This window comes from Bombilactobacillus apium (assembly GCF_013385145.1).
Taxonomy (GTDB): domain Bacteria; phylum Bacillota; class Bacilli; order Lactobacillales; family Lactobacillaceae; genus Bombilactobacillus; species Bombilactobacillus apium.
Genome location: NZ_JABZEC010000003.1, coordinates 188,903 through 213,254 on the forward strand (window position 1 = coordinate 188,903; position 24,352 = coordinate 213,254).

The 24,352-nt window shown below is 41.6% G+C and carries 22 protein-coding genes and 1 pseudogene; 7 read left to right on the plus strand and 16 right to left on the minus strand.

Going from position 1 to position 24,352, the window contains the following annotated elements:
- Positions 1 to 34 precede the first annotated feature (34 nt).
- Both HU830_RS04345 and HU830_RS04350 read left to right on the plus strand, forming a co-directional pair.
- Positions 35 to 912: pseudogene (locus HU830_RS04345) on the plus strand (shikimate dehydrogenase).
- A gap of 115 nt (positions 913 to 1,027) precedes the next feature.
- Positions 1,028 to 1,357: a hypothetical protein gene (locus HU830_RS04350; protein WP_176942563.1), complete on the plus strand. Its 330-nt coding sequence runs from the start codon at positions 1,028 to 1,030 to the stop codon at positions 1,355 to 1,357.
- Positions 1,358 to 1,465: 108 nt separating this feature from the next.
- Here the strand turns inward: HU830_RS04350 and HU830_RS04355 are convergent, their stop codons facing one another.
- Positions 1,466 to 1,837: a PaaI family thioesterase gene (locus tag HU830_RS04355; protein WP_176942564.1), complete on the minus strand. Its 372-nt coding sequence runs from the start codon at positions 1,835 to 1,837 to the stop codon at positions 1,466 to 1,468.
- Between the two features lie 32 nt (positions 1,838 to 1,869).
- Between HU830_RS04355 and menB the strand changes: the two genes are divergently transcribed.
- The 3 genes from menB to HU830_RS04370 are packed head-to-tail and all read left to right on the plus strand — an operon-like array spanning position 1,870 to position 4,732.
- Positions 1,870 to 2,688, plus strand: coding sequence for a 1,4-dihydroxy-2-naphthoyl-CoA synthase (gene menB, locus HU830_RS04360; RefSeq protein ID WP_176942565.1), 819 nt, complete (start codon positions 1,870 to 1,872; stop codon positions 2,686 to 2,688).
- 20 nt (positions 2,689 to 2,708) lie between these two features.
- Positions 2,709 to 4,163, plus strand: a complete 1,455-nt coding sequence (locus HU830_RS04365) for an o-succinylbenzoate--CoA ligase (RefSeq protein WP_176942566.1) — start codon at positions 2,709 to 2,711, stop codon at positions 4,161 to 4,163.
- A 41-nt stretch (positions 4,164 to 4,204) separates the two neighbouring features.
- Positions 4,205 to 4,732: a DUF308 domain-containing protein gene (locus tag HU830_RS04370; protein ID WP_176942567.1), complete on the plus strand. Its 528-nt coding sequence runs from the start codon at positions 4,205 to 4,207 to the stop codon at positions 4,730 to 4,732.
- Positions 4,733 to 4,792: 60 nt separating this feature from the next.
- On the opposite strand, the gene HU830_RS04375 is transcribed toward HU830_RS04370, so the two are convergent.
- The 12 genes from HU830_RS04375 to HU830_RS04430 all read right to left on the minus strand — a co-directional run bounded on the left by HU830_RS04375 (position 4,793) and on the right by HU830_RS04430 (position 17,483).
- Entirely contained in the window at positions 4,793 to 6,142 is a 1,350-nt protein-coding gene (locus HU830_RS04375; RefSeq protein ID WP_176942568.1) for a PTS transporter subunit EIIC, read from the minus strand.
- Positions 6,126 to 7,523, minus strand: coding sequence for a glycoside hydrolase family 1 protein (locus HU830_RS04380; protein WP_176942569.1), 1,398 nt, complete (start codon positions 7,521 to 7,523; stop codon positions 6,126 to 6,128). The genes HU830_RS04375 and HU830_RS04380 overlap by 17 nt, the downstream gene beginning before the upstream one ends.
- A gap of 135 nt (positions 7,524 to 7,658) precedes the next feature.
- Positions 7,659 to 9,602 carry a M13 family metallopeptidase gene (locus HU830_RS04385; RefSeq protein ID WP_176942570.1) on the minus strand — a complete coding sequence of 648 codons (1,944 nt, stop codon included), beginning with the start codon at positions 9,600 to 9,602 and terminating at the stop codon, positions 7,659 to 7,661.
- A 23-nt stretch (positions 9,603 to 9,625) separates the two neighbouring features.
- The gene (locus tag HU830_RS04390; RefSeq protein WP_176942571.1) at positions 9,626 to 10,102 is read right to left on the minus strand and encodes a universal stress protein; all 477 of its coding nucleotides are present in this window, start codon (positions 10,100 to 10,102) and stop codon (positions 9,626 to 9,628) included.
- A 20-nt stretch (positions 10,103 to 10,122) separates the two neighbouring features.
- Positions 10,123 to 11,394 (minus strand): carboxylate--amine ligase, encoded by a 1,272-nt coding sequence (locus HU830_RS04395; protein WP_407647480.1) that lies wholly within the window; start codon positions 11,392 to 11,394, stop codon positions 10,123 to 10,125.
- A 73-nt stretch (positions 11,395 to 11,467) separates the two neighbouring features.
- Positions 11,468 to 12,745 (minus strand): metallophosphoesterase family protein, encoded by a 1,278-nt coding sequence (locus HU830_RS04400; protein WP_176942572.1) that lies wholly within the window; start codon positions 12,743 to 12,745, stop codon positions 11,468 to 11,470.
- Between the two features lie 65 nt (positions 12,746 to 12,810).
- Positions 12,811 to 13,329 carry a GNAT family N-acetyltransferase gene (locus HU830_RS04405; protein ID WP_176942573.1) on the minus strand — a complete coding sequence of 173 codons (519 nt, stop codon included), beginning with the start codon at positions 13,327 to 13,329 and terminating at the stop codon, positions 12,811 to 12,813.
- Between the two features lie 75 nt (positions 13,330 to 13,404).
- Positions 13,405 to 13,899, minus strand: a complete 495-nt coding sequence (locus HU830_RS04410; protein WP_176942574.1) for a hypothetical protein — start codon at positions 13,897 to 13,899, stop codon at positions 13,405 to 13,407.
- Positions 13,900 to 14,192: 293 nt separating this feature from the next.
- On the minus strand, positions 14,193 to 14,516 hold the full coding sequence (locus HU830_RS04415; protein ID WP_176942575.1) for a glycine cleavage system protein H: 324 nt from the start codon (positions 14,514 to 14,516) through the stop codon (positions 14,193 to 14,195).
- Positions 14,516 to 15,904 (minus strand): lyase family protein, encoded by a 1,389-nt coding sequence (locus HU830_RS04420; protein ID WP_176942576.1) that lies wholly within the window; start codon positions 15,902 to 15,904, stop codon positions 14,516 to 14,518. Before HU830_RS04420 ends, HU830_RS04415 begins: the two co-directional genes overlap by 1 nt.
- Position 15,905: 1 nt before the next feature.
- The gene (locus HU830_RS04425; RefSeq protein ID WP_176942577.1) at positions 15,906 to 16,958 is read right to left on the minus strand and encodes a lipoate--protein ligase; all 1,053 of its coding nucleotides are present in this window, start codon (positions 16,956 to 16,958) and stop codon (positions 15,906 to 15,908) included.
- A gap of 63 nt (positions 16,959 to 17,021) precedes the next feature.
- Positions 17,022 to 17,483 carry a universal stress protein gene (locus HU830_RS04430; protein WP_176942649.1) on the minus strand — a complete coding sequence of 154 codons (462 nt, stop codon included), beginning with the start codon at positions 17,481 to 17,483 and terminating at the stop codon, positions 17,022 to 17,024.
- A gap of 134 nt (positions 17,484 to 17,617) precedes the next feature.
- Here HU830_RS04430 and HU830_RS04435 point away from each other — a divergent pair, with 134 nt between their 5' ends.
- On the plus strand, positions 17,618 to 18,442 hold the full coding sequence (locus tag HU830_RS04435) for a tyrosine-protein phosphatase (protein WP_176942578.1): 825 nt from the start codon (positions 17,618 to 17,620) through the stop codon (positions 18,440 to 18,442).
- A gap of 154 nt (positions 18,443 to 18,596) precedes the next feature.
- On the opposite strand, the gene HU830_RS04440 is transcribed toward HU830_RS04435, so the two are convergent.
- Together HU830_RS04440 and HU830_RS04445 are read right to left on the minus strand one after the other, a co-directional pair.
- Entirely contained in the window at positions 18,597 to 20,963 is a 2,367-nt protein-coding gene (locus HU830_RS04440) for a phosphoketolase family protein (RefSeq protein ID WP_176942579.1), read from the minus strand.
- Positions 20,964 to 21,060: 97 nt separating this feature from the next.
- Positions 21,061 to 21,783 carry a GntR family transcriptional regulator gene (locus HU830_RS04445; RefSeq protein WP_176942580.1) on the minus strand — a complete coding sequence of 241 codons (723 nt, stop codon included), beginning with the start codon at positions 21,781 to 21,783 and terminating at the stop codon, positions 21,061 to 21,063.
- A 176-nt stretch (positions 21,784 to 21,959) separates the two neighbouring features.
- Here HU830_RS04445 and HU830_RS04450 point away from each other — a divergent pair, with 176 nt between their 5' ends.
- Positions 21,960 to 23,336: a hemolysin family protein gene (locus HU830_RS04450; RefSeq protein ID WP_176942581.1), complete on the plus strand. Its 1,377-nt coding sequence runs from the start codon at positions 21,960 to 21,962 to the stop codon at positions 23,334 to 23,336.
- A gap of 89 nt (positions 23,337 to 23,425) precedes the next feature.
- Here the strand turns inward: HU830_RS04450 and HU830_RS04455 are convergent, their stop codons facing one another.
- Positions 23,426 to 24,262, minus strand: a complete 837-nt coding sequence (locus tag HU830_RS04455; RefSeq protein WP_176942582.1) for a helix-turn-helix domain-containing protein — start codon at positions 24,260 to 24,262, stop codon at positions 23,426 to 23,428.
- Between the last annotated feature and the right edge of the window lie 90 nt (positions 24,263 to 24,352).

The following is a 24,352-nucleotide window of genomic DNA, read 5'->3' on the forward strand; positions in this document are numbered from 1 at the left end:
CTAGCCAAAATTAAATTCAAAAGAGACTTGACTCATGTTAGAAGAACTCAACGGGTATACGATTTTAATTGGTCTCTTGGCGATCCCCATTCGCCATTCAATGTCCCCTACAATGCACAATGCTGCTTCTCATAAACTGGGACTTAATTATGCTTACTTGGCTTTTGAAGTTGGTAATAAACAACTGCCGCAAGCAGTGCAAGCCATTCGGACTCTAGAGATGCGCGGGGCCAATATCTCCATGCCCAACAAACAAGCAGTTATTCCTCTTTTAGACAGATTAAATCCGACTGCCGAAATAATTGGGGCCGTTAACACGATTGTTAATGATCACGGGGTCTTGACCGGCTACACGACTGATGGATTGGCTTTATTCAAGCTCTGGTCGCCGAAAATATTGATCTCCGAGGCGAAAAAATAACTCTCGCCGGAGTCGGTGGCGCCGGAACCGCGATTGCCATCCAGTCGGCCCTCGCTGGAGTTCGAGAAATTTCTGTTTTCAACTTAAAAGATCGTTTTTGGAACAATGCCGTCCGAACCGTCGATGTTATTAATAGTCAAACCCAGTGTCATGCTCAACTCTTCGATCTGCAAGATCAGACTACTTTTCACACGGAAATTCAAGCTAGCACCATCTACTGCGATGCCACGGGCGTGGAGATGAAACCTTTAGAAAACGAGACTTTGGTCAATGATCCCCAAGTCTTTCGTCCGGAAATGATTGTTTTTGATACCGTTTATGCTCCGCGGACCACGAAACTGATGCAAGTCGTCCAAGCCGCGGGCGTGCACCATATTTTCAATGGTTTGGAAATGATGCTTGAACAAGGAGCAGCTTGTTTCAAACTTTGGACCAAGCAAGAAATGCCGGTCGATTACTTGCGCCAATTGCTCTTCTCTGACAAAGATTAACTGGGTCATTTCTTTAATCCCGCAGGAAGTTTGGCGTAATTTTACGATTTATTTTACAATATTTCTAAGTCGTGAGATGATTAAAGGCAGTACGCAAGGAATAGAGGTTAAAATAATGGCGACAGCGAAATACAGCGAAACAGAAATGGCCGCTTTTCTGAAATTTTATGTGCATCATTTTCAGGATAACGATTTAGAGGTGGTTTCCCAATACGATACCGATAATCACGATACCGAATTGAATTTCTTTATCAATCAGGATCGAAATTTTCGGATGAAAGATATCGTTCCCGTATTAGTCAAGAAGCATCCGCAAATTATTACCGCTTTGTTAGATGACGTGATTACTAATGCCCAAATCGACTTGGAACAATTCCCAGACGACACTGCTTGGGAACAGTGGTACCGCGATCAAAAACAAGCGCTCACCGATCCCGATCGTTAATTAAAAAAAGCAGATTATGCCGCAATTACGTCGCGTGATCTGCTTTTTTGGTAGAGAAAATCAGCTTAAAAAGCAACCCTAAATTAAACTTTTTGAGTATAATAATAATTAAGTTGAGTTGATAATGCTCAAAGTGACGGTACTCAAGCTAGTCGTTTCTGCTGGACTTTTTTGGTAGGTTCGAGCTATCCAGACTTCTTGGCGGCGACCTTGCCGAACGGGAGTAGCTTGCACCCACAACCAACCTTGGCGAACGGCGCACAAGTGGGATGTATTAATTTGACTACCCACAGCTTGTTGATTTTTGTCTAGCTGGTAACTGGCGCCCAAACTAGCAGCCGTTTCGGCAAGCACACAGTTGATTCCGCCATGAACTAGCCCCGCTGGTTGGCTAACTTGGGGAGTAACTGCCAAACGTAAACGGACCTTTTGGGCAGTTAGTTCGATTGTTTCAATTCCGAGATATTTAATTAAATCCATTTTGCACCTCATTTGAGAAAGGAAGTTTTTTTATGTCCACTTACTGGCAAACAATTACTACTTATTCAGAAATCCTCTTTGAACGGCACGAAAAGATCGCGAAAATCACGATTAATCGACCACAAGTCCGCAACGCCTTCACTCCCGACACAATTCAAGAATTGATTGCCGCTTTTAACTATTGTCGCGATGATGCGACGATTGGCGTCATTATTTTAACTGGACAAGGTGATGAAGCTTTTTGTTCGGGAGGCGATCAAAAGGTGCGCGGAAACGGGGGTTACGTCGGCAAAGATCATATTGCCCGCCTCAATGTCTTAGACTTGCAACACTTAATTCGAATTATCCCCAAGCCGGTAATCGCCATGGTGCGCGGCTGGTCCGTTGGCGGAGGGAATATTCTCCAGTTAGTCTGTGACCTGACAATTGCTGCCGACAATGCCAAATTCATGCAAACTGGCCCGAAGGTAGGTAGTTTTGACGCCGGCTATGGTTCTGCGTATCTAGCCCGGGTCATTGGTCACAAACGGGCCAAAGAAGTTTGGTTCCTCTGCCATCCTTATACCGCTCAAGAAGCTTTCCAAATGGGTTGGGTCAATAAAGTCGTTCCGCTTGACCAAGTCGAAACCGAAACTATTTCTTGGTGTCAAGAAATCCTCCAGAAATCCCCGACGGCTCTGCGGTTCATTAAAGCCGCCATGAATGCTGATACTGATGGCTTGGCCGGACTGCAACAAATGGCGGGCGACTCGACGATGTTATTTTATGAATCTGATGAAGCCAAAGAAGGTCGTGATGCTTTTCTAGAAAAAAGACATCCCGATTTTGATCAATTTCCTAAGTTTCCTTAAAAAAGGAGTGTGAATCAGCTGTGGAAAATTGGCTCACCAAACGAGCCCGTCTGTCACCTAAGCAGACTGCTCTCGTCTATCAAGGGCAAAAATATACTTTTCAAGAAGTCGCTCAAAAGGCGCGGCAGTTAGCCAAGCGCTTAGTTTCCTTGGGCATTACTCAGGATTCTCCCGTGGCTATTTTGGGTTTTAATAGTCGGACTACTTATTTTAACCTCTTAGCTCTGCAACAGCTGGGGGCCCGCCTTATTTTTCTCAACCCGCGCCTTGATCAAACCACTTTACAAACTCAAGTTCAACAGTCCCAAGCTAAGTGGTGTTTAGTTGACCGCCCAGAATTGGCCAGCTTAGTGTCGACTAGTTCGCAACTAACCTTGGTTACCTCGGCGATGCTTGCACAATTACCGGTTCAAGCCTACACTCCGGCCGACGTCCAACTCGAAGCTGTCGCTAGCCTGATGTATACTTCTGGCAGTACCGGCAAGCCCAAAGGGGTGCTCCAAACTTACGGAAATCACTGGGCTTCAGCCATGAATACTTTATTGAACTTTCAAGTCACGCAAGCCGATGCCTGGCTTTGCGTCGTCCCTTTATTTCATATTTCTGGTTTTTCCATTCTGCTGCGGTCGTTGATCTACGGGATTCCCATCTATCTAGAAAAACAATTTGATCCCCAACGCTGCCACAAGCTCTTAGTTCAAGAAGCAATTACGATTATGTCGGTCGTTCCGACCATGCTCAAGGAACTTTTGCGAGTTAATCCCCAAAAACAAACTTACAATTCACAATTTCGGCTGATGTTTTTGGGTGGCGGACCTTTAGATGCCGGAACCCTAAAACAGTGCCAACAACAAGGAATTCCCACTATCCAATCCTATGGAATGACGGAAACTTGCTCTAATGTGGTTGCCCTTAAGCCCCAAGACGCCGCGCGGAAATTGGGTTCCAGTGGGCAGGCTCTTTTCAGCAACCAAATCCGTATTGCTCAAGCCAACGTCCAGGGACAAGGAGAAATTCAAGTTCAATCGCCGGCCCTCACTCCCGGTTACTGGCAACAGCCCGAGCTTTTTGTCCGGCAGCTGACTGCCGATGGTTGGTTCAAAACGGGGGACGTGGGTTATCTTGACCCAGAAGGATTTTTGTATGTTCAAGGACGTTTAGATGAAATGTTTATTTCCGGCGGAGAAAATATTTTTCCTAATCAAATTGAAAATGTCTATCAAACTTATCCCGGAATCCAAGAAATTGCCGTTACTGACCAAACAGATTCCAAATGGGGAGCTGTTCCAATTGCCTATTATGTCGGAGAAGCTACTTTAACTGACATTCAGTTGCGTGAATTTGGTCGCCAACACTTGGCCCATTACCAAGTTCCAGTTGAATTTCGTCATGTGCAGCATTTACCGCACACTGCCAGTGGTAAGTTACAAAAATCGCACTTAAAAGAACTTGCTTTTCAGGTTCTTTCTCATTAAAATAGTTGCGTTATCAAATTAATTTAAAGACAGGTGAATCCATGAAACGTTATACCCGCCAATTCCATTGGTATCGTTGGTTGCGGATCTTATTTTTATTCTTGGCCGGTACAATTATTGTTATTAATCCTGATCGAAGTTTAAATCTAATTTTATATTTAATTTCTTTTTATTTAACGGGCTTAGCCTTAATCGCCCTGCACGACGGCTGGCTTCTAACCCGCAGTCACAGTAATAATACAACTCCTTACGCAACCGCGGTAATTTCTCTAATTTTGGCCTTCCTGATCTTTCCCGTGGCTCACCTGCTCTTGCCTCTTTTACCTTTAATTTTAGGAGTGCTTCTCCTAATCAACGGGGTTAACCAATTCTTCAATGCTTGGAGCGACCGGAAGTTTATTAACATCAATCCTTGGCTCGATTATCTGTATTCTTTTCTCTTGATTTTCGTCGGTTTCACTCTAATCTTTAATCCTTTTGATATGTTGCGCTTCTTCTTCCGAATTTTGGGTTGCGGTTTAATTACTTTAGCCGTTCTGGAATTTATCAATACCAAAATTTATAAATAACTTTAAATTATTTCTTCTAAAAAAGACGCTGGTGCAGTTGACCGGCGTCTTTTCTCTTGCTTATGCGGCTGTTTCTGCCTGTTCTTGTTGAACTAACTTGCGATCATATAATTTAAAGAAAGGATAGTAAATCACAACGGAAAGAGCTAAGTTGACAAAGGCCACGACTGCGGCCATTAAATTGCCGCTAGTTCCTAAGAAGGCTCCCATCCCGACGGGTAAAATCCAAGCAATCGAACTATTGACCACGCCGACTAAATGAAATTTAACGGCAGCATAGGCCACCGAGGCCAAAACTAGCGGATTGATAATAAAAGGTACCATCAAATAAGGGTTATAAACAATCGGCGCCCCAAAGATAACGGGTTCATTAATATTAAAAATAGCCGGGAGTAAGGCCGTTTTGCCGAGAGTCTTTAATTGCTGGGATTGCGCGAACCAAGTCATTAAAATTACTAGCCCTAAGGTCCCGCCGGCACCCCCAATAAAGACCCATATATTGATAAAATCACCGGCAAAAACATTATGGTGACCGTTAATATTTTCAGTCAAAGCAACTAACAAAATTGGATTAATAAAACTGTTTTTGATAATTGCGGTCCCGTGGACTCCAACAACCCACAAGAGATGGATCAATAATAAGATCAACAACATCCCCAGCCAAGAACCAGTCAGGTTTTTGACGAAGCCAAAGGGTGCTGCCAGCAACTGATGGAGGTCGGTGTGACACCAACTTAAAATAATATTTAAGCTAATCATTACAAAAGCAACAACCATTGCTGGCACTAAGGAAGCAAAGGAACGGCTGACCCCTTCTGGCACTCCAGCAGGCATCTTAATTGTCCAATGACGATTGATACAGACGCGGTACAATTGCACCACCAAAATTCCGGTGACAATCGCAATAAAGATTCCGACACCACCAAAACGTGTCAACCAGCCATTGGCAAAATTAATTCCGGCAATTAATTGATTTTGCGGACCTAATTGCTTGGTTAATCCTTGGCCCCCCTGATTAGTCCAAGTAATAGCGGGAATCGTCAAGAGAAAGCCAAATAAGGCTAATAAGGCACCGGTGAATGAATTTAACTCTTCTTCGCCGGCACGCCGATATTCTTCAACATAGTAGTAGCCTAAAGCTAGAGCATAGTAGATGGCAATCGAGCCTAAAGCCATCGTATTTCCTAACATATAAAAGCTACTAAAACGATTCAAAAACGGTTGGATACTGGCCGCCCAAAAAGGCAAAATCTGGGGAAGATTATTCAAGATCAAGAAAATCGAGGCCACAATCGTAAAGGGCACCGCCGCTAAGCTGGCGTTCATAATTCCCCGGATCGCTTTGGTATTAGCGAGTTTATTTAACGGGGGAAATAAATATTGGTTTAAAAACTTAAAAAGTAGTTGCATTTCCGTTCACCTCACCGTGCTCAATCACTCCTTGATACCAGTAATAACTATCTTTAGGATAACGGTTTAAAGTCTTTAAATCTTCCTCCGTTCGGTCAACATAAATTAGACCGTAACGTTTTTTCATTCCTTCATGCACACTGACTAAATCAATTGCCGACCAGGGCAAGTAACCTTGGACATCTACCCCATTAACCATGGCCTCTTGAATGCTTTCCAAATGACTTTGGAGATAATCAATCCGATATTGATCATGAATTTTGTGGTCCGGAGTCAATTCATCATAAGCTCCGAGACCATTTTCCGTGATATAAATTGGCCGATGATAACGATCGTTAATTAATTCTAAAGTAGTTTGTAAACCAAGGGGATCAACAGTCCAGTTGAAATCATTTTTTTCCAAATAGGGATTGGTCAAACCCTTGTAAAAGTCTTTTTCATAAACATCTTCCGACTGTTGATCACTAATTCCATTTTGACGATCTTGCCCAGCTTGCGGATATTCGACGGTGACACTTGTATAATAATTAATCCCCAAAAAGTCCGGGAAATTATGGGTCACTAATTCTTGATCTTCGGGTAAAATCTGCAAATCGACGCCAGTTTTTCGTAAGTAAGCTTGCAACAAGGGATTGATCAATCCGCGCACCGAAAAATCTAGATAGCCCCAATTCCGCACTGCGTTAAAGGTTGCCGCCGCCCGAATATCTTGCGGCCGACAACTTCCGGGATAAACATAAGAAATATTTGGGACGGGACCGATTTGCCCACCAGGAACCAATTGGTGACAAGCTTGAAAAGCCTTTTTTTCAGCAATCATTAAATTATAGAAAGCTTGATAACGTTCTTGGTGAGTGTAATGAAAGCCCAAAATCTTCTGATCCGCTAACAACATAATATTGGGTTCGTTAATCGTGAGCCAGTGGGAAACTTGATCGCCAAATTCCTGAAATAAGACGCGCACATAATTTTCATAGGCGTCAACCGTGGCCCGATTAGTCCAGCCCCCTTGATCTTGGAGAACTTGGGGGAGATCAAAATGATAAGTCGTTACCAGGGGTTGAATTTGATATTCTTGCATCGTTTGAAAAACATTCCGGTAGTGGGCCACAGCCTTTTGGTTAACCTCGCTTACTCCATCAGGAATAATTCGCGTCCAAGGTAAGGATATCCTTAAAGCCTTGGCTCCCATTTGGGCTAATAATTTAATATCTTCCCGATAACGGTGATAATGATCACTGGCGACAGTAAAATCGGCAATTTGAGAATTACTCCGAGGTCTGGTATCTTGCACTGAAGGTGATTTACCATCTTCGTTGACTGCCCCCTCGGTTTGATGGGCTGACAAAGAAGCCCCCCAGAGAAAGTTGCTTGGAAACATAAATTTTAACCTCCATTGTTAACGCTTTATTAAAATTATAACTCAAATTTTTAAATTTTGCTGCGAGGATCATCAAAAAAATAAGCCCCTCACACCAGTTTTCTGCTAGTTTGAGGGGAAAGAAATCCTATTTTATTACCAAATATTGACCCGCTTTTCAGGAGCCAACCACATGCCATCGTTTTCTGTTACCTTGAAGGTCGGATAAAAATCATCCATATTTTGGGCTTGGACATTAGCCCGGAAACAATCCGGTGCATGAACATCAATCTTGAGTAACATTTGCCCGTATTTTGGCTGCATCTTGACTTGCCAGACCCGAGCCCAGTTGATGAAGAAGGCTCGCAAATCAACATCAGCCTCACTCTTAACGGCTTCTAAGGCACAACTCAAACCACCAGCATCAGCAACATTTTCACTAACTGTTAACTTGCCGTTTACTTGACCACCATGGACAGATAAGCCATCAAATTCATCAACCATCGCTTGGGTTAACTTTTCAAAGGTTGCATAGTCTTCCGGGGTCCACCAGTCATTTAAATTGCCGTATTCATCAAAATGCGAGCCGTTATTATCAAAGCCGTGAGAAATCTCATGAGCAATAACGGCACCAATTCCGCCGTAGTTTTCACTAGAAGATTGTTCCAGACTGTAAAACGGAGCCTGTAAAATTGCGGCCGGAAAAGTGACATCGTTACACAAAGAATCATAACAAGCATTGACTAAGTGTCCCGGCATATCCCAACGCTTGCGATCAACTGGTTTCTGATAGCTGGCCCAACGATCATCCAAAAGGACTTGCTGGAGTTGTTGAATATTAGTTAATAGATCAGCCTGGGGATCAACCTTTAGCTGGTGATAAACAGCTTCCACTTCTTCGGGATAACCAATTTTCAGAATGATATGCTGCAATTTCTTGATTGCTTCTTGCTTGGTCGCCGTTCCCAACCAAGTATTATTTTCAATCCGTTGTTCATAAACCGCGATCATCTTATGAATCATTCGTTCAACATCGGCTTTAGCTTGCGCTCCAAAATAAGTTTGCCCATAATACTGACCAATTGGTTCGGAAAACATTTGGTTGGTAATACTATAAGCTTGCTTAATTGGACTGCGTAATTCCTGAACTCCACTCAAGGCAAGGCTATACTGTCCGGCAATTTGGCGAAGTTCTTGACTCAAGTAAGAACTAACGCTAAAGACATATTGAACTAAAGTCCAGGCTTGAACTTGCGGGTAAGTTTGTTTATTAACTAGTTGCTTAAAGGCCGCATAATAGCGGGGTTCAGTAACAATAACCTCTTCTACAGAAGTCTGAACTAAACCATCTAAGAGCGTGGCAAAGTCAATTTCGCCACCTTGAGCGGCAAAATCGGTCATTGTTTGTGGATTATACTCTTTGACATAGTCCGCGTGTTCTTCCGCACTTTTGACATACTTAACTAACGATTGGTCAAATTGCAGGGCTAAGTCCAGCAATTGGGTTGCTTGAGTAGCTGTTTCACCTGCTTTTTGTAATAATTGGATTCCTAGTTTGCGATACAAAGCTAATAATTGGGGACCTTGTTCATTATCAGCAGCATAGTAAGTGGTATCCGGTAAAATCAAACTGGGAGCAGATAAATACAATTTATGATGTTGTGTGTCTTTCATATCTGCTTCAACATTGACTCCGAAAGGAAGCGGATAAGCACTAGCTAACCACTGTGGCAATTGGGTCAAATACTGCTCCCAAGTGTTGGTCTGTTTAATTACATCATACTGCTTCTGCGCTGGGGTAAAACCGGCTTGATCTCGGCGAGAAATGTCACTCGCAATTCGATACAAAGCTACCGCTTGCGCTAATAAAGCATTGGGAATTTCTTTGTCTCCGCTGGCAAAGGCGGCAAAATCAGCCATCAATTGCTTCTCAACCCCGAGATCCAAAGTTCGAAAGCTCCCAATACTGGAACGATCCGCCGGAATTTCGGCTGTTTCCAACCATTTTCCATTCACGGCTAAGTATAAATTATCTTGATAACTCTTTACTTGAGCTTGGGCATTATCCCCCACACCCCCGGCAACTTGCGCTTTTTGCATCTTCAATTCCTCGCTTTACTTTATTAACGGACAACGAGCACACTAATCGGTGCTTTTTCAGCAATTCTTTCAGCCTGCAAACCAATGGTTTTGCCATTAATCTTCTTAGCTTCCGAACCAACAACTACCAAGTCGGGTTTAAAGGCAGGAATAACCTCTTCCAAAATGGCTTTCTCAGGAACTCCTTCTGCCAAAAGGGGATGGACGCCTTCCAAACCAAAGGCTTGCGCTTTTTTAACATACTCCAACAAAATATGGGCTGCTTCCAAACGCTTATCATCCATTTTGGCAGGTGATAAACTGTCAAAAACACTAATATCATGACTTTCCACAACTGTTGTAATTCCTACTTCAGCCTGTTCTTGTAATGCCAAACTACAGCCATAATCAAATGCAGGCTGCGAAGAAGTAAAATCATCGACATCAATTGCTAGTAAGATCTTGTGATAGTGCCGGGCCTGAACCCGATATTCCTTGAGTTGTTGTTCGTCCTTAGCCATTGTTGATACCCCCCATTATTTTATAAATCTTGTCCCTTGTTTTCCGCAAAATAACGCCGGAAGCGACCATGATAGCGATAAAACATATAATTCATCAGCAACCAGCGCTTGAAGCTTAAATCACCTTTAAAAAAGACGGTTGTTCCATAACGATCTTGCCGCAACAGCTCTAAAGCATATTCTTTATATTTATTTTCTAAAGCATACTTTTTAAAGACGCCCGCGGGAACCCCTAACCAAAGTTGGTGTTGCGCCTTATTTTTATTTCCATAGATCGTTGGTGCCGGATCTAAAGTTTGGGTTACATAATCTTCAACCACCATTTGAGCTAAATTATAACCATTTAAAGTAACGTAAAAACTACTCCGTCCTTGCCGGAGATTAATTTCAAAAAGTTTAAATTCTTGATCACGATCATCGTACTTCATGTCAAAATTAGCAAAACCAGTATAATTGATTTCCTCTAAAAAACGCTGCAGACGATCGTATAATTTTTGATTATATTCCGGTAAAATCGCCACATAATTACCAATTGATTGCGGGGTAGGATCCTCTAATAAGGGATGACCCAAACACATCATTTTCACATGATGGTACTGGTCAACATAAGCATTAACCACTCGCATGTGCGAATCATCACCCGGAATAAATTCCTGTAAGATCAAGTCGGAAGTATAACCGTGGTCATAAATCTTGGCCACAATATCTTGATACTCTGCCAGTGAATGAATTGTAAAGGCCTTCTTGCGCCCTTCAAAACGAATTGAGAGCCATTCAACACTATTAGTCGGCTTCAAAGCTACTGGAAAAGCAAATGGCACTTCAAGATCCGTTTGCGTTAAATACATTTCTTTCGTGATAATTTTTGTCTTTGGATGTGGCAATTCATATTGTTGACAAATTTCATAAAAAGATTCTTTATTATTTAATTTTCGTAATAAGTCATAGTCGACATATGGGCAAATAAAAACCTGCGCAAGTTCTGCCTTATGTTTCGCAATTAATTCTGCGTAACCATCACCCATGGCCAGTAAAATAACTGGTTCTAAATGATCTGCATACTGCCGCATTAATTCCCGCATCTTAGTCATAAAACCGGGATCTTCTTTAAATCCCGCTTGTAAATGAAGATCAATGATTTTGGAATACTTAGTGGGTGCTAGGGCTTCTTCCGCATAAGCTTGCACCGGTTGATGTGTAATCTCATAAAATGAACGCGCAAATCCATAAGCATTAATATCACTGCCTAAAATGAGAGGTGTAAATTGAGGTAAACTCTGATTATCGATAATAGTTCACGTTCCTTTGTGTTAGTCTACGTACTTGCATTATAGCAAATGTACTCAATCTAAGTTAAACTTAAATTTAGACTTTAAATTTTCGCACAGGGCTGGCAGCCCCATATCCCCAGACATATAGCCAACCCGTCTGCGGATTCAAATTAACCACATAACCGGCAAACTCGGATACTTCCCCTAGCTTGCGATCCCAAGCCCGGTTATAACGTGTCGTCAAACCATGCCGACGACCCATTAAAGCAGAATTATTTAAAATAATATAATTAATCTGATCAACTTGAAAATTGGTTTCTAAATGGCGATGTCCGGCTAAACAAGCTCGAATTCGCCCCGTTTGGTTCGTCCGAAAATCAAAGCTTGCTTGCACATCAAACTTTGATTCTGCCTCATGATGATCGACTCGCCCGCTTAATCCTTGATTAAAAGCTCGTAACAAATCATGGACTAATTTACCATTATGTTGCAAACCATTTCGACCCTTAGCGGTCACTAGATTAGCGTGACTACAAATTAAAATCGTGCGATTGGCAGAGTCTTCCAAGACTTTAATTAGCGCTTGAATCTGGCGCTGTTGCATTCCTAAAACTAATTTATGATCGTAAATTCGCCGCCCCTGTGGGGTTAGCGTAAAAGGCACATCTGAAGTATTTAGAAAAATCACTCGGACTGATCCATGATCCCAGTAGCCAAAACCCGGAACTTGCTCAACTGTCTGAACAGCTGTTTGTTGAAGTTGCAAATTCCCAATATAATGTTCAAAAGTATCCGCGGTGAAGGTCGCCCGATGCCCCGGCTGATGTTCATCAAACTTATCATGATCATCGTGATTGCCCTTCAAGATCCAGAAGGGCTTTTTTTGTTGGTCAAAGCTTTGGCCGACTTGTTGTAAAAACTGGCGATCAGTGGTCGGATTATCACTACCATCGATCACATCCCCCAAATGAAGCAACAAATCGCTGGGCAATTTTTGACTTAAAGTAAAAAATTCTTGTAAATGTTGCCAACCATTAAAGCCGTAATAACTCCGACTCGGAGTAAATTTAATATGGGTATCCGTGATCACCGCTAAAGTAGCTGACTCCGGCGCTAACTGAGGCGCAATAGTCGCTGTAACTTCTTGAAAATAATCAGCTACATAGCTCCGTAAATTTGCGGGAACCTTTTGCCAACGCCAATGCCACGGTGAACGGTAATAAATCGGCCCCGAAGTTAGTGGCCAGAGGATTTGAAAATTCCGCGCATTTTGTAATTGGTAAGCCTGTCCCTGATGAGTAACAGGCACCACTCCGGAACGCGCTTGTTGACGATCATGAAAAATTCGTTTCGACCAAAGACGAATCGGCACGGATTCATCACTCCTTCCTCTCACTAATTAACTAACTACTGCCCGAGTTATGCAATCCAACTTTATCAAATAAACTTCTGATAAGCAAAACAAGGTGTGTGTAAACTATCTTCTAAACGGCCACACTGTTGAAAACCATTCTTTAAAATCACATGTTGCATCGGTACATTATCAACATGGGTATCAATCCGAATATCTTTAAAGTCCGCCACGGCGGCGACCGAGAGTAAATGTTGAATAAAAGTGGAGGCTAGACCTTCTCCCTGATGTCCCTGACAAATAGCTACCCGATGAATAACCGCATACTGCTCTTTGGAGTCTTTGGACCAAGACCCTTCAATTAACTGTTCATAATGAGCCTCACCTTGATCTTCCAAAGCAGCGACTCCGACAATTTGTTCATCACAAATTAAAAAGTAAGCAATTTGGCGAGCAATATCATCTTTTAAAACGGTTTGATCAGGATAACCCTTTTGCCATAGATCAACATTTCGACTTTGGAGAACCTGCTTAGCTTCATTAATGATCCGAACCACAGTCTTTAATTCGGCAGCTCGCACTTTACGTACATAAGTGATCGCCATGATAACCCTCCGAAATAATTTTAATTTAAATAATCATCTTAAATAATTTAGTCAGAAATTGCAAATAACCTTTATTTAGTCTTGTTGCCAAGCTTCAATTGCGTGAACCGCTAAACCGATCGAAAGGACCGCATCTGCTGATAAAGTCTGGGCAATCACGGTTCCATCAGTATTGGCAGCAACTGCTCCCAAAACCGACAAGGCATATTCGACAACGTGTAAATCAGTCGTCACCAAATATTCTCCATCTACAAACGGATTTTCATGATTATAACTAAAATTCAATTGGACGGGGGCTAAACTACCATCAACATGGTTGACTAAAACTCGATCAGCCAGTTCTTCCAATGCTTGCTGATCATTTTGTAAAGTTAAACGGTGATCAGATTCCGTTTGGTCATAATTAGCTTCCGTCATTTTCCAATATTCCGTGAGCGGCCGTTTTAGAACTTGGAGTTGATTTAAGGCCGCATAAATTGAGTTACAATCTAGCTGTACTTCTCGATCAGCTACGGCGGTGCTGTGTTCTTCTAGCCAATCAGCGACTTGGCTTAAAACTTCTGTTTTCATTTTAGAATCCTCCATGGAGCTTTTCCATAATCAAATCAATTATAGCTTTTTCCCCCAGCGCTGACTAGTTACCCTGCTTAATTGATCTCCAAAAACTTCGTTAGAAAAATCTCTCTCGAAGGTCTTCGATCAAAGACCACCGAAAAAAGACTAATCTACTTCAAAGCAGACGAAAATTCGAACAAAAATTATTTTTATTCGAATCTTCGTCTGCTTGCTCTATTTAAGTTTCCTTTACCTTGGCCGTGTAATTTTCCTGTCTTGATTTTATCTTAAATCTTTATCTTTTAATCTTAGTACAATTCAACTAGCCAATTCAATTTTTGATCAGTTGCATTAAGTTGCTCGGGATGTTCCAACAAGGCAACATTGAGTTTTGCTACTTTTCCCGCTATTGGGGTATACAAATCCAAGACAGACTTGGAACTTTCCACGGAAGCCAGGACATCACCAACTTGTAAACTAGTCAAATCATCCGGATAGTCAACAAAGGAGACCTCTCCAACTTCATCTTGACCTTGAGCATTCAAGCCGAGGCGCAAATGGCCGTTCGCTTGCTTTTCTTGCCAAAAATATTGGGCATCAGTTGTCGTCGTGGAATCTAAATTTGTTTGCATTAGTTAAAAACCTCCTGGAATAATTGCTGATGATGCTCTTGAAATAATTGTAAAATTTGGTCTACTTTAGTGACCGCATTGGGAATTCGTTCTACTTGGGGAGTCATAATATCCGTTAATTGCTCCGCTGATAAAACTTGCGTAATCTCCGGACTTTGTAAAATACTAGTTCGCAAGGAAATCCCTTGAGCTTCAGCCGTTAAGCGAGCTTGATACAAATAAGCATGAGCTTGTCGACGTCCGACATGAGGTGTCAAAGCGTTCATAATCGCTCCCGAATACATGGTTCCATCATCGCGATCCAAATTAGCTCGCATCTGCTCTAAGTTAAACTGACCCTTGTTTAATAAAGTTCCTAGGTAATTCAGCTGTCCGGAAAGGTACATCATAATTTCTGGAAGGGCTACATATAAATTACGCCAAACCGTGGTATCTTTATCGCCATGAACTTGCATTTGTTCATACATCAAAGTCATTTCATTGCGAATCACCTTACTTAAGTTAACTACCGATTCACATAAATACGGGCAACGGGAGGTGGGAATAACGGTTGAACCCTGCCGCTCGGGCGCGTAAGGTTCTTGAAACTCCCGCACCAAAGTCTGACTCATATAAAGCAACTCTTGCCCCAAACGGCCTCCCACCTGCGCAATTTCCGTGACTAAATGAGTATAATCAACAAAACGCTCGCGTTGAGTATGCCAGTACATTTCCGGAACACCAAGCCCCAGTAATTCGCAAAATTTAGCTTCCACCGCTTGATATTGGGGACCAATCATCTGCGACAAACCATCCGCATTGGCTAAACTCCCACAAAAAGTCTGCTGTGTCTGCTTTTCCAAAGCCGTTAAAAGATGCTCATACTCGTTTAAAAAAATTCCCAGTTTGAAGCCCAAAGTTGTATAAGAACCATAAATCCGGTGAGTTACACAAGCCGTCAAGGAAGATTGATAACGCCGAGTCAATTGTGCCAACCGTTTAATCACAATCTCTAAATAACGGATTAAAATGGGGTGGGCCGCCTGCAATTGTAAAACGTAGGCCGTATCTTCAATATCTTCACTGGCTGCTCCTTGGTGGAGATATTGTTCACCTCCATTTTGAAAACGCGGTTGCACATAAGCCATTAAGCCGGCTAAATAGTGGCCTCGACGAGCAACTGACAGCCGCAATTTTCGCAGATTAAAGGTTTTCGGCTGCAGAACTTGAGCGATTTCTTGGGCCGCAGCTGCGGGAATCAATTGCTGGGAAGCCATAGCCTGAGCCAAAGCTGTTTCACAGCGACAAATACATCGCAAACGGCTCTCATCAGTCCAAACTGCCCGCATTGCTGCTGTCGAATATTCATTTTGGTTAAAAATTGAACTGAGCATTTCTCCGCCAGCCATCTTAGACCTCCTCATCATATTGAGTTTCGAGCAACATTTCTGCTAATTCTGCTGGTTGAAAAGCGCCTAAATTATGCTTTAAGTCGGCTTGTTGCAAGGCTTCAACTAAATTTTCTTTGTGGAAAGGAACCCCCAACAATTGGGCTTCGACTAGCTGCAGATTCCCAGAGGCTAAAGAAAAGTCCCCATATAGTTTCAACTGAGTTAAGATCCCTTTTTCGACCGAAAAACTAGCTTCGACTGTTCCCAGTCCCGCAAAATGACGGGCATGAAACTGGGTTCCCGGGCGTTTTGGTCCTTGGATCCAAGCTGGGGAACCATATTTCTTTTTAGCTAGAGCTAACATCCGTTCCCAATCAGCAGTCTGCATACGATAGGTAGGAACTTGGGCTAAATCAGTAACCCCAAAAGCTTTTTTGATGAATAAAGTTTGTAACTCCTCTAGGGTAATATCTTGATATTGCGGGGCAAAATACTGCCGCAAATTGGTGACCCGACTATGGACCGATTTGACACCCTTCGAGCGTAACTTGGCTTTCAGGGGATGTAAGGCCAAAGAGGCAGCGTCCAAATCAACATCGACCATCAAGGTTCCCCCGCAAGAGAAACGATCCCCGACTCGCGCAGAGGACATCCCTGAAAACTTTTTCCCGTCCACCGTTAAATCATTGCGACCTCCCATTTCTGCGGGAACTCCTAATTCCTGTAAAAGTGCTAGCGCAGTCTGCGCATAGTAAGCAAAATTTTGATAATTATTTCCCCGATCCGTGTCGACAAAACAATAGGTCAAATTACCCGGATCGACATAGACAGCTCCACCACCAGCTCCGCGACGCATTACCGTAATATCATGCTCATGAATATAATCTAAATTTAATTCGGCCTCTAAATCCTGATTAACTCCACAAATTACAAATTTTTGAATCGGATGAAAGAAGTACAGTAAAGTTTGATCGCCAAACTGAGTCTCACTTTCAAAAAATTCCGACATTGCTTGACTGATATAGGGGTACTTTAAGTACTCCGCCCCGTTTGATAAATCAATATATAACATAAATTCTTCCCCATCTTCCAAATCGTTTCCAACAATTACCAAAATAAAACTGGGTTACCCCAGCTATTCTTCTCGACTTGGACGCACAACCATGACATCAGTCAATGCGTTTCGCGTCACATAGGCGGAAACTGAACCGACTAATAAACGTTCCACCGCATTGAGACCAGTTGAACCAATAACAATCAAGTCTTCATGATAATCTTTCAAAAAATCTAAGGCAATTACGGTCTTGGGATCGCCAAAACGACTATGAATCTTCACTTGGTCTTCTTTGAGACCCGCAGCCAAAGCCTTTTTTTGCATTTCATCTAAATAAGATTTGGAATCTTCTGCAATCCGGTAAATCACATCATGAGTCAACAAATTACCATAGGATCCAGAAAATTGCCGGGTATCTAAAACGTTTAAAATATCAAGTGTCGCCTGATTCTGCTGGACAATTTGGACGGCGCGAGTGACCGCTAAATCTGCTTCTTTGGAACCATCAACAGGAACTAAAATTCTCTGATATTCATGCATTATCTTCACCCTCTCTACTTTATTACAGAATACGTCTCCCGATGAGGAATTTCAAATATTCTTTCTAAATATTTAGGATATTTTTTTCGGAATTTTTTTGCTAGAATAAGGAGAATAAATTGCGGAGGTATTTTAAAATGGAATCTAAGCAAACTTTAAAATTAGAAGCTGGGATCAATTTTCGGGAATTAGGCGGTTACCAAACCCAAACTGGTCAAAAGATTAAAAGTCATAAGTTAGTTCGTTCGGCCAGTCTGGGTCATCTATCCCCGGCTGACTTAGATTTTTTAAACAATTATCAAATCGCCTATGATATTGATTTTCGTTCCAGTGAAGAAAGTCAACAAGTTCCCGATCGGGTTCCAGATTCAGCTGAATATGTCTTCAACCCCGTCTTTCGGGAAGATTTAACTCAGGCTTCAAAATTTGCGGATGATCAGCCGGAAGAACAACCGGAACACGATATCGAAGGAATGTCTAAAGTTCCTTTGAATGGTCACCGCCAAATGATTCAAACTTATCGGGAATTAATTACTAATAGCTCAGCACAAAAGGCTTACCGAACTTTCTTCGATAAACTCCTAGCCAATGACCAAGAAGGCCACGCCCTTTTGTTCCACTGTACTGCTGGTAAAGACCGGACCGGAATGGGAGCCATCTTTATTTTGACAGCTTTAGGCGTTGATCGTGAAACCATCGTCCAAGATTACCTACTAACTAATACGACTTCCAAGCCTTTTATCAATGAAACCCTCCAAAAGTTAAGTACTGTCAATAATGTCAGCGATCAAATGTATGATTCAGTCAAATCTCTTTTGACCGTCCACGAAGAATATTTACAGGCTGCTGACGAAGAGGTTCAAAAAATGTCCGGCAGTTGGTTTAATTATCTCCAAAAGGTCCTCAAAGTTGATGATGCGCAAATTGCCCAATTGCGATCCATCTATTTAGAAGCCAAATAAGGATAATTATTTATCCCGATTGGTCTGTCAATAATCTATGCCTAATTTGTCTTAAATTAATAGCAATAATTCTCTTCTAGAGACCACAAAAAAGAATCAGTCGAAAACGAAAGTTTTCCAACTGATTCCTTTTTAATTACAACTATTAAAAGAATTAATCTTGAAAGCCGTGAAATTGCCAGGCTTCCACTTCCGGTAAATCATCACCGTAAGTGCGAATATAATCGTGATGCGCTTGGAGTTTTTGATCCATTGTGGTCACAAAGTCTTGAGCTTGACTACCATAAACCAATTGAGCTGCATGGCGAGCCAAGTGGAAACGATCCATTTCGTTAACCACCCGCATATCAAATGGGGTCGTAATATCCCCATTCTCCCGGTAACCATGAGCGTACATTTGTGGTCGTTGCCGGTCATAGAAGATATCGCGAAGCAAGCCCTCATAACCATGGAAAGCAAAGATAATTGGCACTTCGGGCGTAAAGATCGTTTCAAATTGATCTTTAGTTAATCCCCGAGGATTTTGACTTGGAATTTGTAATTTCAATAAGTCCACGACATTAACAAAACGCAGCTTCAAATCAGGGAATTGGGCGTGTAAAAGATCAATCGCTGCTAAAGCTTCTAAGTTCGGTTCCGTACCGGCAGCCGCAAAAATCAAATCTGGCTTTTGCCCTTGATCATTAGAAGCCCAATCAATAACCTTCAAGCCTTGATCAACTAATTTTTCCGCTTCAGCCATGGAATAAAATTGTAAACGTGGCTGCTTGGAAGCTACGATCAAGTTAATTACTTCCTGATCATTCAAGACCCGATCAGCGACAGCTAGTAAAGTATTGGCATCTGCTGGTAAATATTCGCGAATATACTGCGATTTCTTTTCTGCTAAATGAGTTAAAATTCCTGGATCTTGGTGCGTATAGCCATTGTGATCTTGTTGGAAAGAAGTCGAGGTGGCAATTACATTCAAAGCTGGATACTTCTGCCGCCAAGCTTGTTCATCAGCTTTGCGGAGCCATTTGAAATGCTGGGTTAACATCGAATCTACCACCCGCAAGAAAGCTTCGTAACTGGTAAAGATCCCGTGTCGACCAGTTAAAGTATAGCCTTCCAGCCAACCTTCAGCCTGATGTTCAGATAACTGAGCATCCAAAACCCGACCTGCCGGAGCTTCAAATTGATCATTAGGTTCATGAATTGGCTCTAGCCATTGACGATCAGTGGCTTCAAAAATATGTTGCAAACGATTGGACATCGTTTCATCAGGACCAAAGAGACGGAAATTATGCGGATTTAATTTAATCAAATCTCGCAAGTAACTACCGAATTCAATCATATCTTGTGCCGTTCTAGTTCCCGGTTGGTCAATCGCTAACTGGTACTTCCGATAATCTGGGAGCTGCAAAGGCTGCGGATCTAGGCCCCCATTGGTAATCGGGTTCATGGCCATCCGTTGCTTACCCTCTGGCGTCAAGGCCTTTAATTCGGGAACTAAGTGACCTTGAGCATCAAATGCCGTTTCGGGATGATAAGATTTCAACCAGGCAGTTAAAGCTCCAACGTGTTCGAGATGCTTTTGATCAACGGGAATTGGAATCTGATGGGCTCTAAAGGAACCTTCAATCGGTGCGCCATCCCAAGTTTTCGGACCCGTCCAACCTTTAGGAGCTCGGAGAATAATTACTGGCCAAACTGGACGTTGAGCTTGATCAGCACCAGCTTTTCGAGCCTGAGTTTGAATTTCTTGAATTCGTGCCAGAGCCTGATCCATAACTTGCGCCATTTGCGGATGCATGACGGTTGGATCATCACCTTCAACAAAGAATGGTTCCCAACCCATTCCCCGGAAGTATTCACTCAATTCTTGGTCAGTCTTGCGCGACAAGATTGTCGGATTAGAAATCTTGAAACCATTGAGATTCAAGATGGGGAGTACCGCGCCATCGTTTACTGGATTGATAAAAACATTCGAGAACCAAGAAGTGGCTAAAGGACCGGTTTCCGCTTCACCATCACCGACAACTACGGCGGCAATAACGTCGGGATTATCCAAAATAGCCCCTACTCCATGGGATAAGGAATAACCTAATTCCCCACCTTCATGAATTGAACCGGGAGTTTCGGGTGCGGCATGAGAAGCTACGCCACCAGGAAAAGAAAATTGCTTAAACAAGCGAGCCATTCCGGCTTCATCAGAACTAATTTCGGGATAAATTTCGCTGTAACTGCCATCTAAATAGGAATTAGAGACCATCACTTGGCCACCATGTCCAGGACCTTCGATGTAGAACATATTTAAATTATTTTTCTTAATTAACCGGTTCAAATGGGTATAAATAAAGTTTTGTCCGGCGATTGTGCCCCAGTGACCGATCGGATGGACTTTAACATCACTAGCGGTGAGAGGATGCTTTAATAAAGGATTAGCTTTTAAATATAATTGACCTACAGAAATATAATTAGCGGCTTCAAAATAGCGCTGCATTAACTTGAAGTAGGCGGAGCTATTGTAGTCTGTCATTGCTCAAAAATCTCCTTTTTTCTCTACCTGAAAGTTATTCTTAACTTTCATTTCAACTTGCCTTCAACCAATATAATAATTGGTACGCTCCAATTTTTCAAGATAAATCGACTAAAGTGGCAAAATTTAAATATTGATAATGCAAACGCATACTAGAATATTCGAACGGCGTCCCATCATCTTGCAGAAAAATCCCGGTAATTACTCCCACGGGTTCCCAGTTTTCTAGGCGCAAGCGTTCTTGATCGTTTTGTGTCGAAGGTTCAGCTTGAAAATTTAAATAGGCTCGTTTGATAAGCCGATTTTCCTGATTTTCCAAGTAGTTAAACAAGGATTGCTTTAACAATTGGCGGGATAGATTAGGGAATAAACGAACGGGAATATAACTTTGTTCAATTAGAATGGGGGTTGTGTCAATGCTTCGCAAGCGCTGAAAGCTGTAAACAAAATCATCGGCAGTTAAGAAAAGATTCTGCTGAATTTCAGGGGTCGGTAAAACAACATCCAAGGATAAAACTTCAATATGTTGTTCATGGCCGGGGGTCACCATCGAAGTAGTCAAACCCACATTATCACCATTGTAATTCAAGGCCGTCTGCTGTTTTAAAAATAAGGGATTAATGAAGTTTCCTGACCCCTGCTTTTTAAAAACGATTCCCTGATCGGCCAATAATTGCAGGGCCCGTTTGATCGAGCTCCGACTCACCGCAAAAGTCTGGGTCAGCGTCCTTTCATCCGGTAACTTCAGTTCTGGATAATGTTCATGAATAATATTGTCGCGAATAGTTTGGGCAATTTGGACATAAATTGGTTTCTTCATCTTTTAGTCTCCACATTAAAAATTAAAACTTTATCTTTCTTGGACTTGAATAACTTTAGTTAGTAGTCTAAAGCTAGTTGGCAATTAATAGGGATTAATTCCGATTAAAATTGGGATTCTTCAATTATCACTGGTATAATTTAACTTGAAAAAGTTTTAGAAATGAGGAATAACAGTTGTCTGATTCGCAGATACTATTTAATTTAGTTTGGATTGTCATTATTTTCGTTTTAGCTTTCTTCTTTATTTTAGCGGAATTTGCGCTAGTTTCAACGCGATCCAGCCAAATTGAAGATGCTCTGGCGCAAAAGAAGGGAAATCCGAAGCGACTTAAATTAGCTTTGCATATGGTGAACAACCTTAATGAATATTTATCCACGACTCAAGTCGGAACGACCGCTACCAGCCTAATTCTTGGTTGGATTGGCGAAGATACGTTGCGGTCTTTTTTTAACCATATTTTAGGGATTTCTCTCCAAAATTCAACCAGCTTGAAGGCGGTTAGTTCGGTCGTGGCCTTATTACTACTCACCTATTTACAAGTTGTTTTGACTGAAATCGTCCCCAAAAATATTAGTATTGATTTACCCCTGAAAATGCTCAATCTGACCGTTACCCCTCTACACGTCTTTCATACCATTGCCTATCCTTTCGTCTGGTTACTCAATATCTCCGCTACCGGGATCGTGAAAATGTTAGGGATGAAACCAGCGGACACGGAGAGTGAAGTCTTCACCCAATCGGAAATTCTCCGTTTGTCTCAGGCTTCCGTAACCAGTGGGCAGTTAGATAAAAATGACCTTCTTTACATGCAACGGGCTTTTGACCTCAATGACAAGGTGGCCAAAGATATTATGATCGACCGGACCCGTCTCTATGTGGTCGATATCACCGATACTATTAAGGATGTCATCAAAGATTACTTGCAACAAGGTTTCTCTCGTTTTCCGGTTGTAGCTGAAAACGATAAAGATAAAATTCTCGGCTATGTTTACGCTTATGACTTTGTGCGTCAAAGCCAAGTTAATGATCAATTATCCATTAGTCATATCTTAAGATCTATTGTAACTGTTCCCGAAAGTATGCCCATTCAAAATATCTTAAAACAAATGATTGCTAAACAAACACCAATTGTCGTCGTTGTTGATGAATACGGCGGAACAAGTGGGATTGTTACCGACAAGGATATTTACGAAGAACTATTTGGAACTGTCAAAGACGAAGTCGACAATGTTTCCGAAGAGTATATTATTAAAAATAGTGATTTATCCTATACGGTTAGTGGAAAAACAACTCTCTATGATTTTCAACGTTATTTTAAAACCGATATTCAAGAATTCAAGGAATCTGATAGTGTAACTTTAGCGGGTTATTTGATTGACAAGTATCCTGAATTACATCTCAATAGTCAAATCAAACTCGATCAATTTAGCCTGAAGGTGACCGAGTTTGAACATTCTTATGCCGACAAACTCTTAGTAACTATTCCGGCCGCTGCCAAGAGTTCTAACAACCAAAATCTAGTGGCTTTGAAAGACAACACCGAACAATAGTTAATTAAATAAAAATATGGACTAGAACTTTCCGATCTCAATCAAGAAAGTTCTAGTCCACATTTTTTAATTACTCATTTATTTTTATTTTACTGAAGTTGGGCGTTAATCTTCTCCACAACCATCTGATCTTGATTATATTCAGCAAAGACTTGGGCCGTTTTTAAGAATTGACCTTTAGTCTCTGGTTGGAAATGAGCTAAAGTCAGATAGAAATCTTCTACAAACAGACTACTACGATGACTTTGACTAATTTGTAATCCGCGTTGCGCAATCTTTAAGCCCTTATTTTTATTATCAATCTTACAATAATGGCCACTACACTTCTTACACAAGAATAAAAGACGTTTAATATCTAAATCAGAGTAAGTTTCATGCTGAGCGGCATTAACTTTTTTGATAATTTCGTTAAAATAGTATTCAGCAGGATCTAACAACTGCTTTTGGCTATAAATATAACCTTTTAAAGCATAAGCCAACATCAAAGCCAAATCTTCGTCTTCTTGCGCCTGGATCTGATTCAATAATAAATCAACTTGGAAGGAGGCGTTATCTAATTCTCCTTGGTCCAGTAGGAGATAAGCTTTCAATAAGAAAGTTCGGGGATTGGTCTTCGCCGCTTTCACTTTGTTAAGGGCCCGTAATTTGGTCTTTACTTCGGCCAATTCTCCGTTATAATAACTTTCTTCAAGATCATTTAAGGTCAGCTCCAAATCATCTTGGGGATCTTGGGAAAATTCAGTAAAAACATCGTTCAAGGTGAGCTCCAAACGGCTACAAATCTTGGTTAAAATATTCACCGTAGGAGCAATATTATGATTCTCCAACTTAGAAATTGTATTTTGCGTACAGATCCCAGCAGCTAACTCAACTTGGGTTAAATTTTTGGCTCGCCGGGTTTCATAGATCACTTGGCTTTGAAACATTTTCTTCAACTCCGATTAATTTATAGTTTTATTACATATTACCATATTCTATATTATATTTTTGGGATTAGAAATGTTATTTTCGCGACG

Excerpts from the sequence above, each read along its gene's own strand:
- HU830_RS04350 (WP_176942563.1), top strand. The coding sequence starts at position 1,028 with ATGGCGACAGCGAAATACAGCGAAACAGAAATGGCCGCTTTTCTGAAA.
- HU830_RS04355 (WP_176942564.1), bottom strand. The coding sequence starts at position 1,837 with ATGGATTTAATTAAATATCTCGGAATTGAAACAATCGAACTAACTGCC.
- menB (WP_176942565.1), top strand. The coding sequence starts at position 1,870 with ATGTCCACTTACTGGCAAACAATTACTACTTATTCAGAAATCCTCTTT.
- HU830_RS04370 (WP_176942567.1), top strand. The coding sequence starts at position 4,205 with ATGAAACGTTATACCCGCCAATTCCATTGGTATCGTTGGTTGCGGATC.
- HU830_RS04375 (WP_176942568.1), bottom strand. The coding sequence starts at position 6,142 with ATGCAACTACTTTTTAAGTTTTTAAACCAATATTTATTTCCCCCGTTA.
- HU830_RS04380 (WP_176942569.1), bottom strand. The coding sequence starts at position 7,523 with ATGTTTCCAAGCAACTTTCTCTGGGGGGCTTCTTTGTCAGCCCATCAA.
- HU830_RS04385 (WP_176942570.1), bottom strand. The coding sequence starts at position 9,602 with ATGCAAAAAGCGCAAGTTGCCGGGGGTGTGGGGGATAATGCCCAAGCT.
- HU830_RS04390 (WP_176942571.1), bottom strand. The coding sequence starts at position 10,102 with ATGGCTAAGGACGAACAACAACTCAAGGAATATCGGGTTCAGGCCCGG.
- HU830_RS04405 (WP_176942573.1), bottom strand. The coding sequence starts at position 13,329 with ATGGCGATCACTTATGTACGTAAAGTGCGAGCTGCCGAATTAAAGACT.
- HU830_RS04410 (WP_176942574.1), bottom strand. The coding sequence starts at position 13,899 with ATGAAAACAGAAGTTTTAAGCCAAGTCGCTGATTGGCTAGAAGAACAC.
- HU830_RS04415 (WP_176942575.1), bottom strand. The coding sequence starts at position 14,516 with ATGCAAACAAATTTAGATTCCACGACGACAACTGATGCCCAATATTTT.
- HU830_RS04420 (WP_176942576.1), bottom strand. The coding sequence starts at position 15,904 with ATGGCTGGCGGAGAAATGCTCAGTTCAATTTTTAACCAAAATGAATAT.
- HU830_RS04425 (WP_176942577.1), bottom strand. The coding sequence starts at position 16,958 with ATGTTATATATTGATTTATCAAACGGGGCGGAGTACTTAAAGTACCCC.
- HU830_RS04435 (WP_176942578.1), top strand. The coding sequence starts at position 17,618 with ATGGAATCTAAGCAAACTTTAAAATTAGAAGCTGGGATCAATTTTCGG.
- HU830_RS04440 (WP_176942579.1), bottom strand. The coding sequence starts at position 20,963 with ATGACAGACTACAATAGCTCCGCCTACTTCAAGTTAATGCAGCGCTAT.
- HU830_RS04445 (WP_176942580.1), bottom strand. The coding sequence starts at position 21,783 with ATGAAGAAACCAATTTATGTCCAAATTGCCCAAACTATTCGCGACAAT.
- HU830_RS04455 (WP_176942582.1), bottom strand. The coding sequence starts at position 24,262 with ATGTTTCAAAGCCAAGTGATCTATGAAACCCGGCGAGCCAAAAATTTA.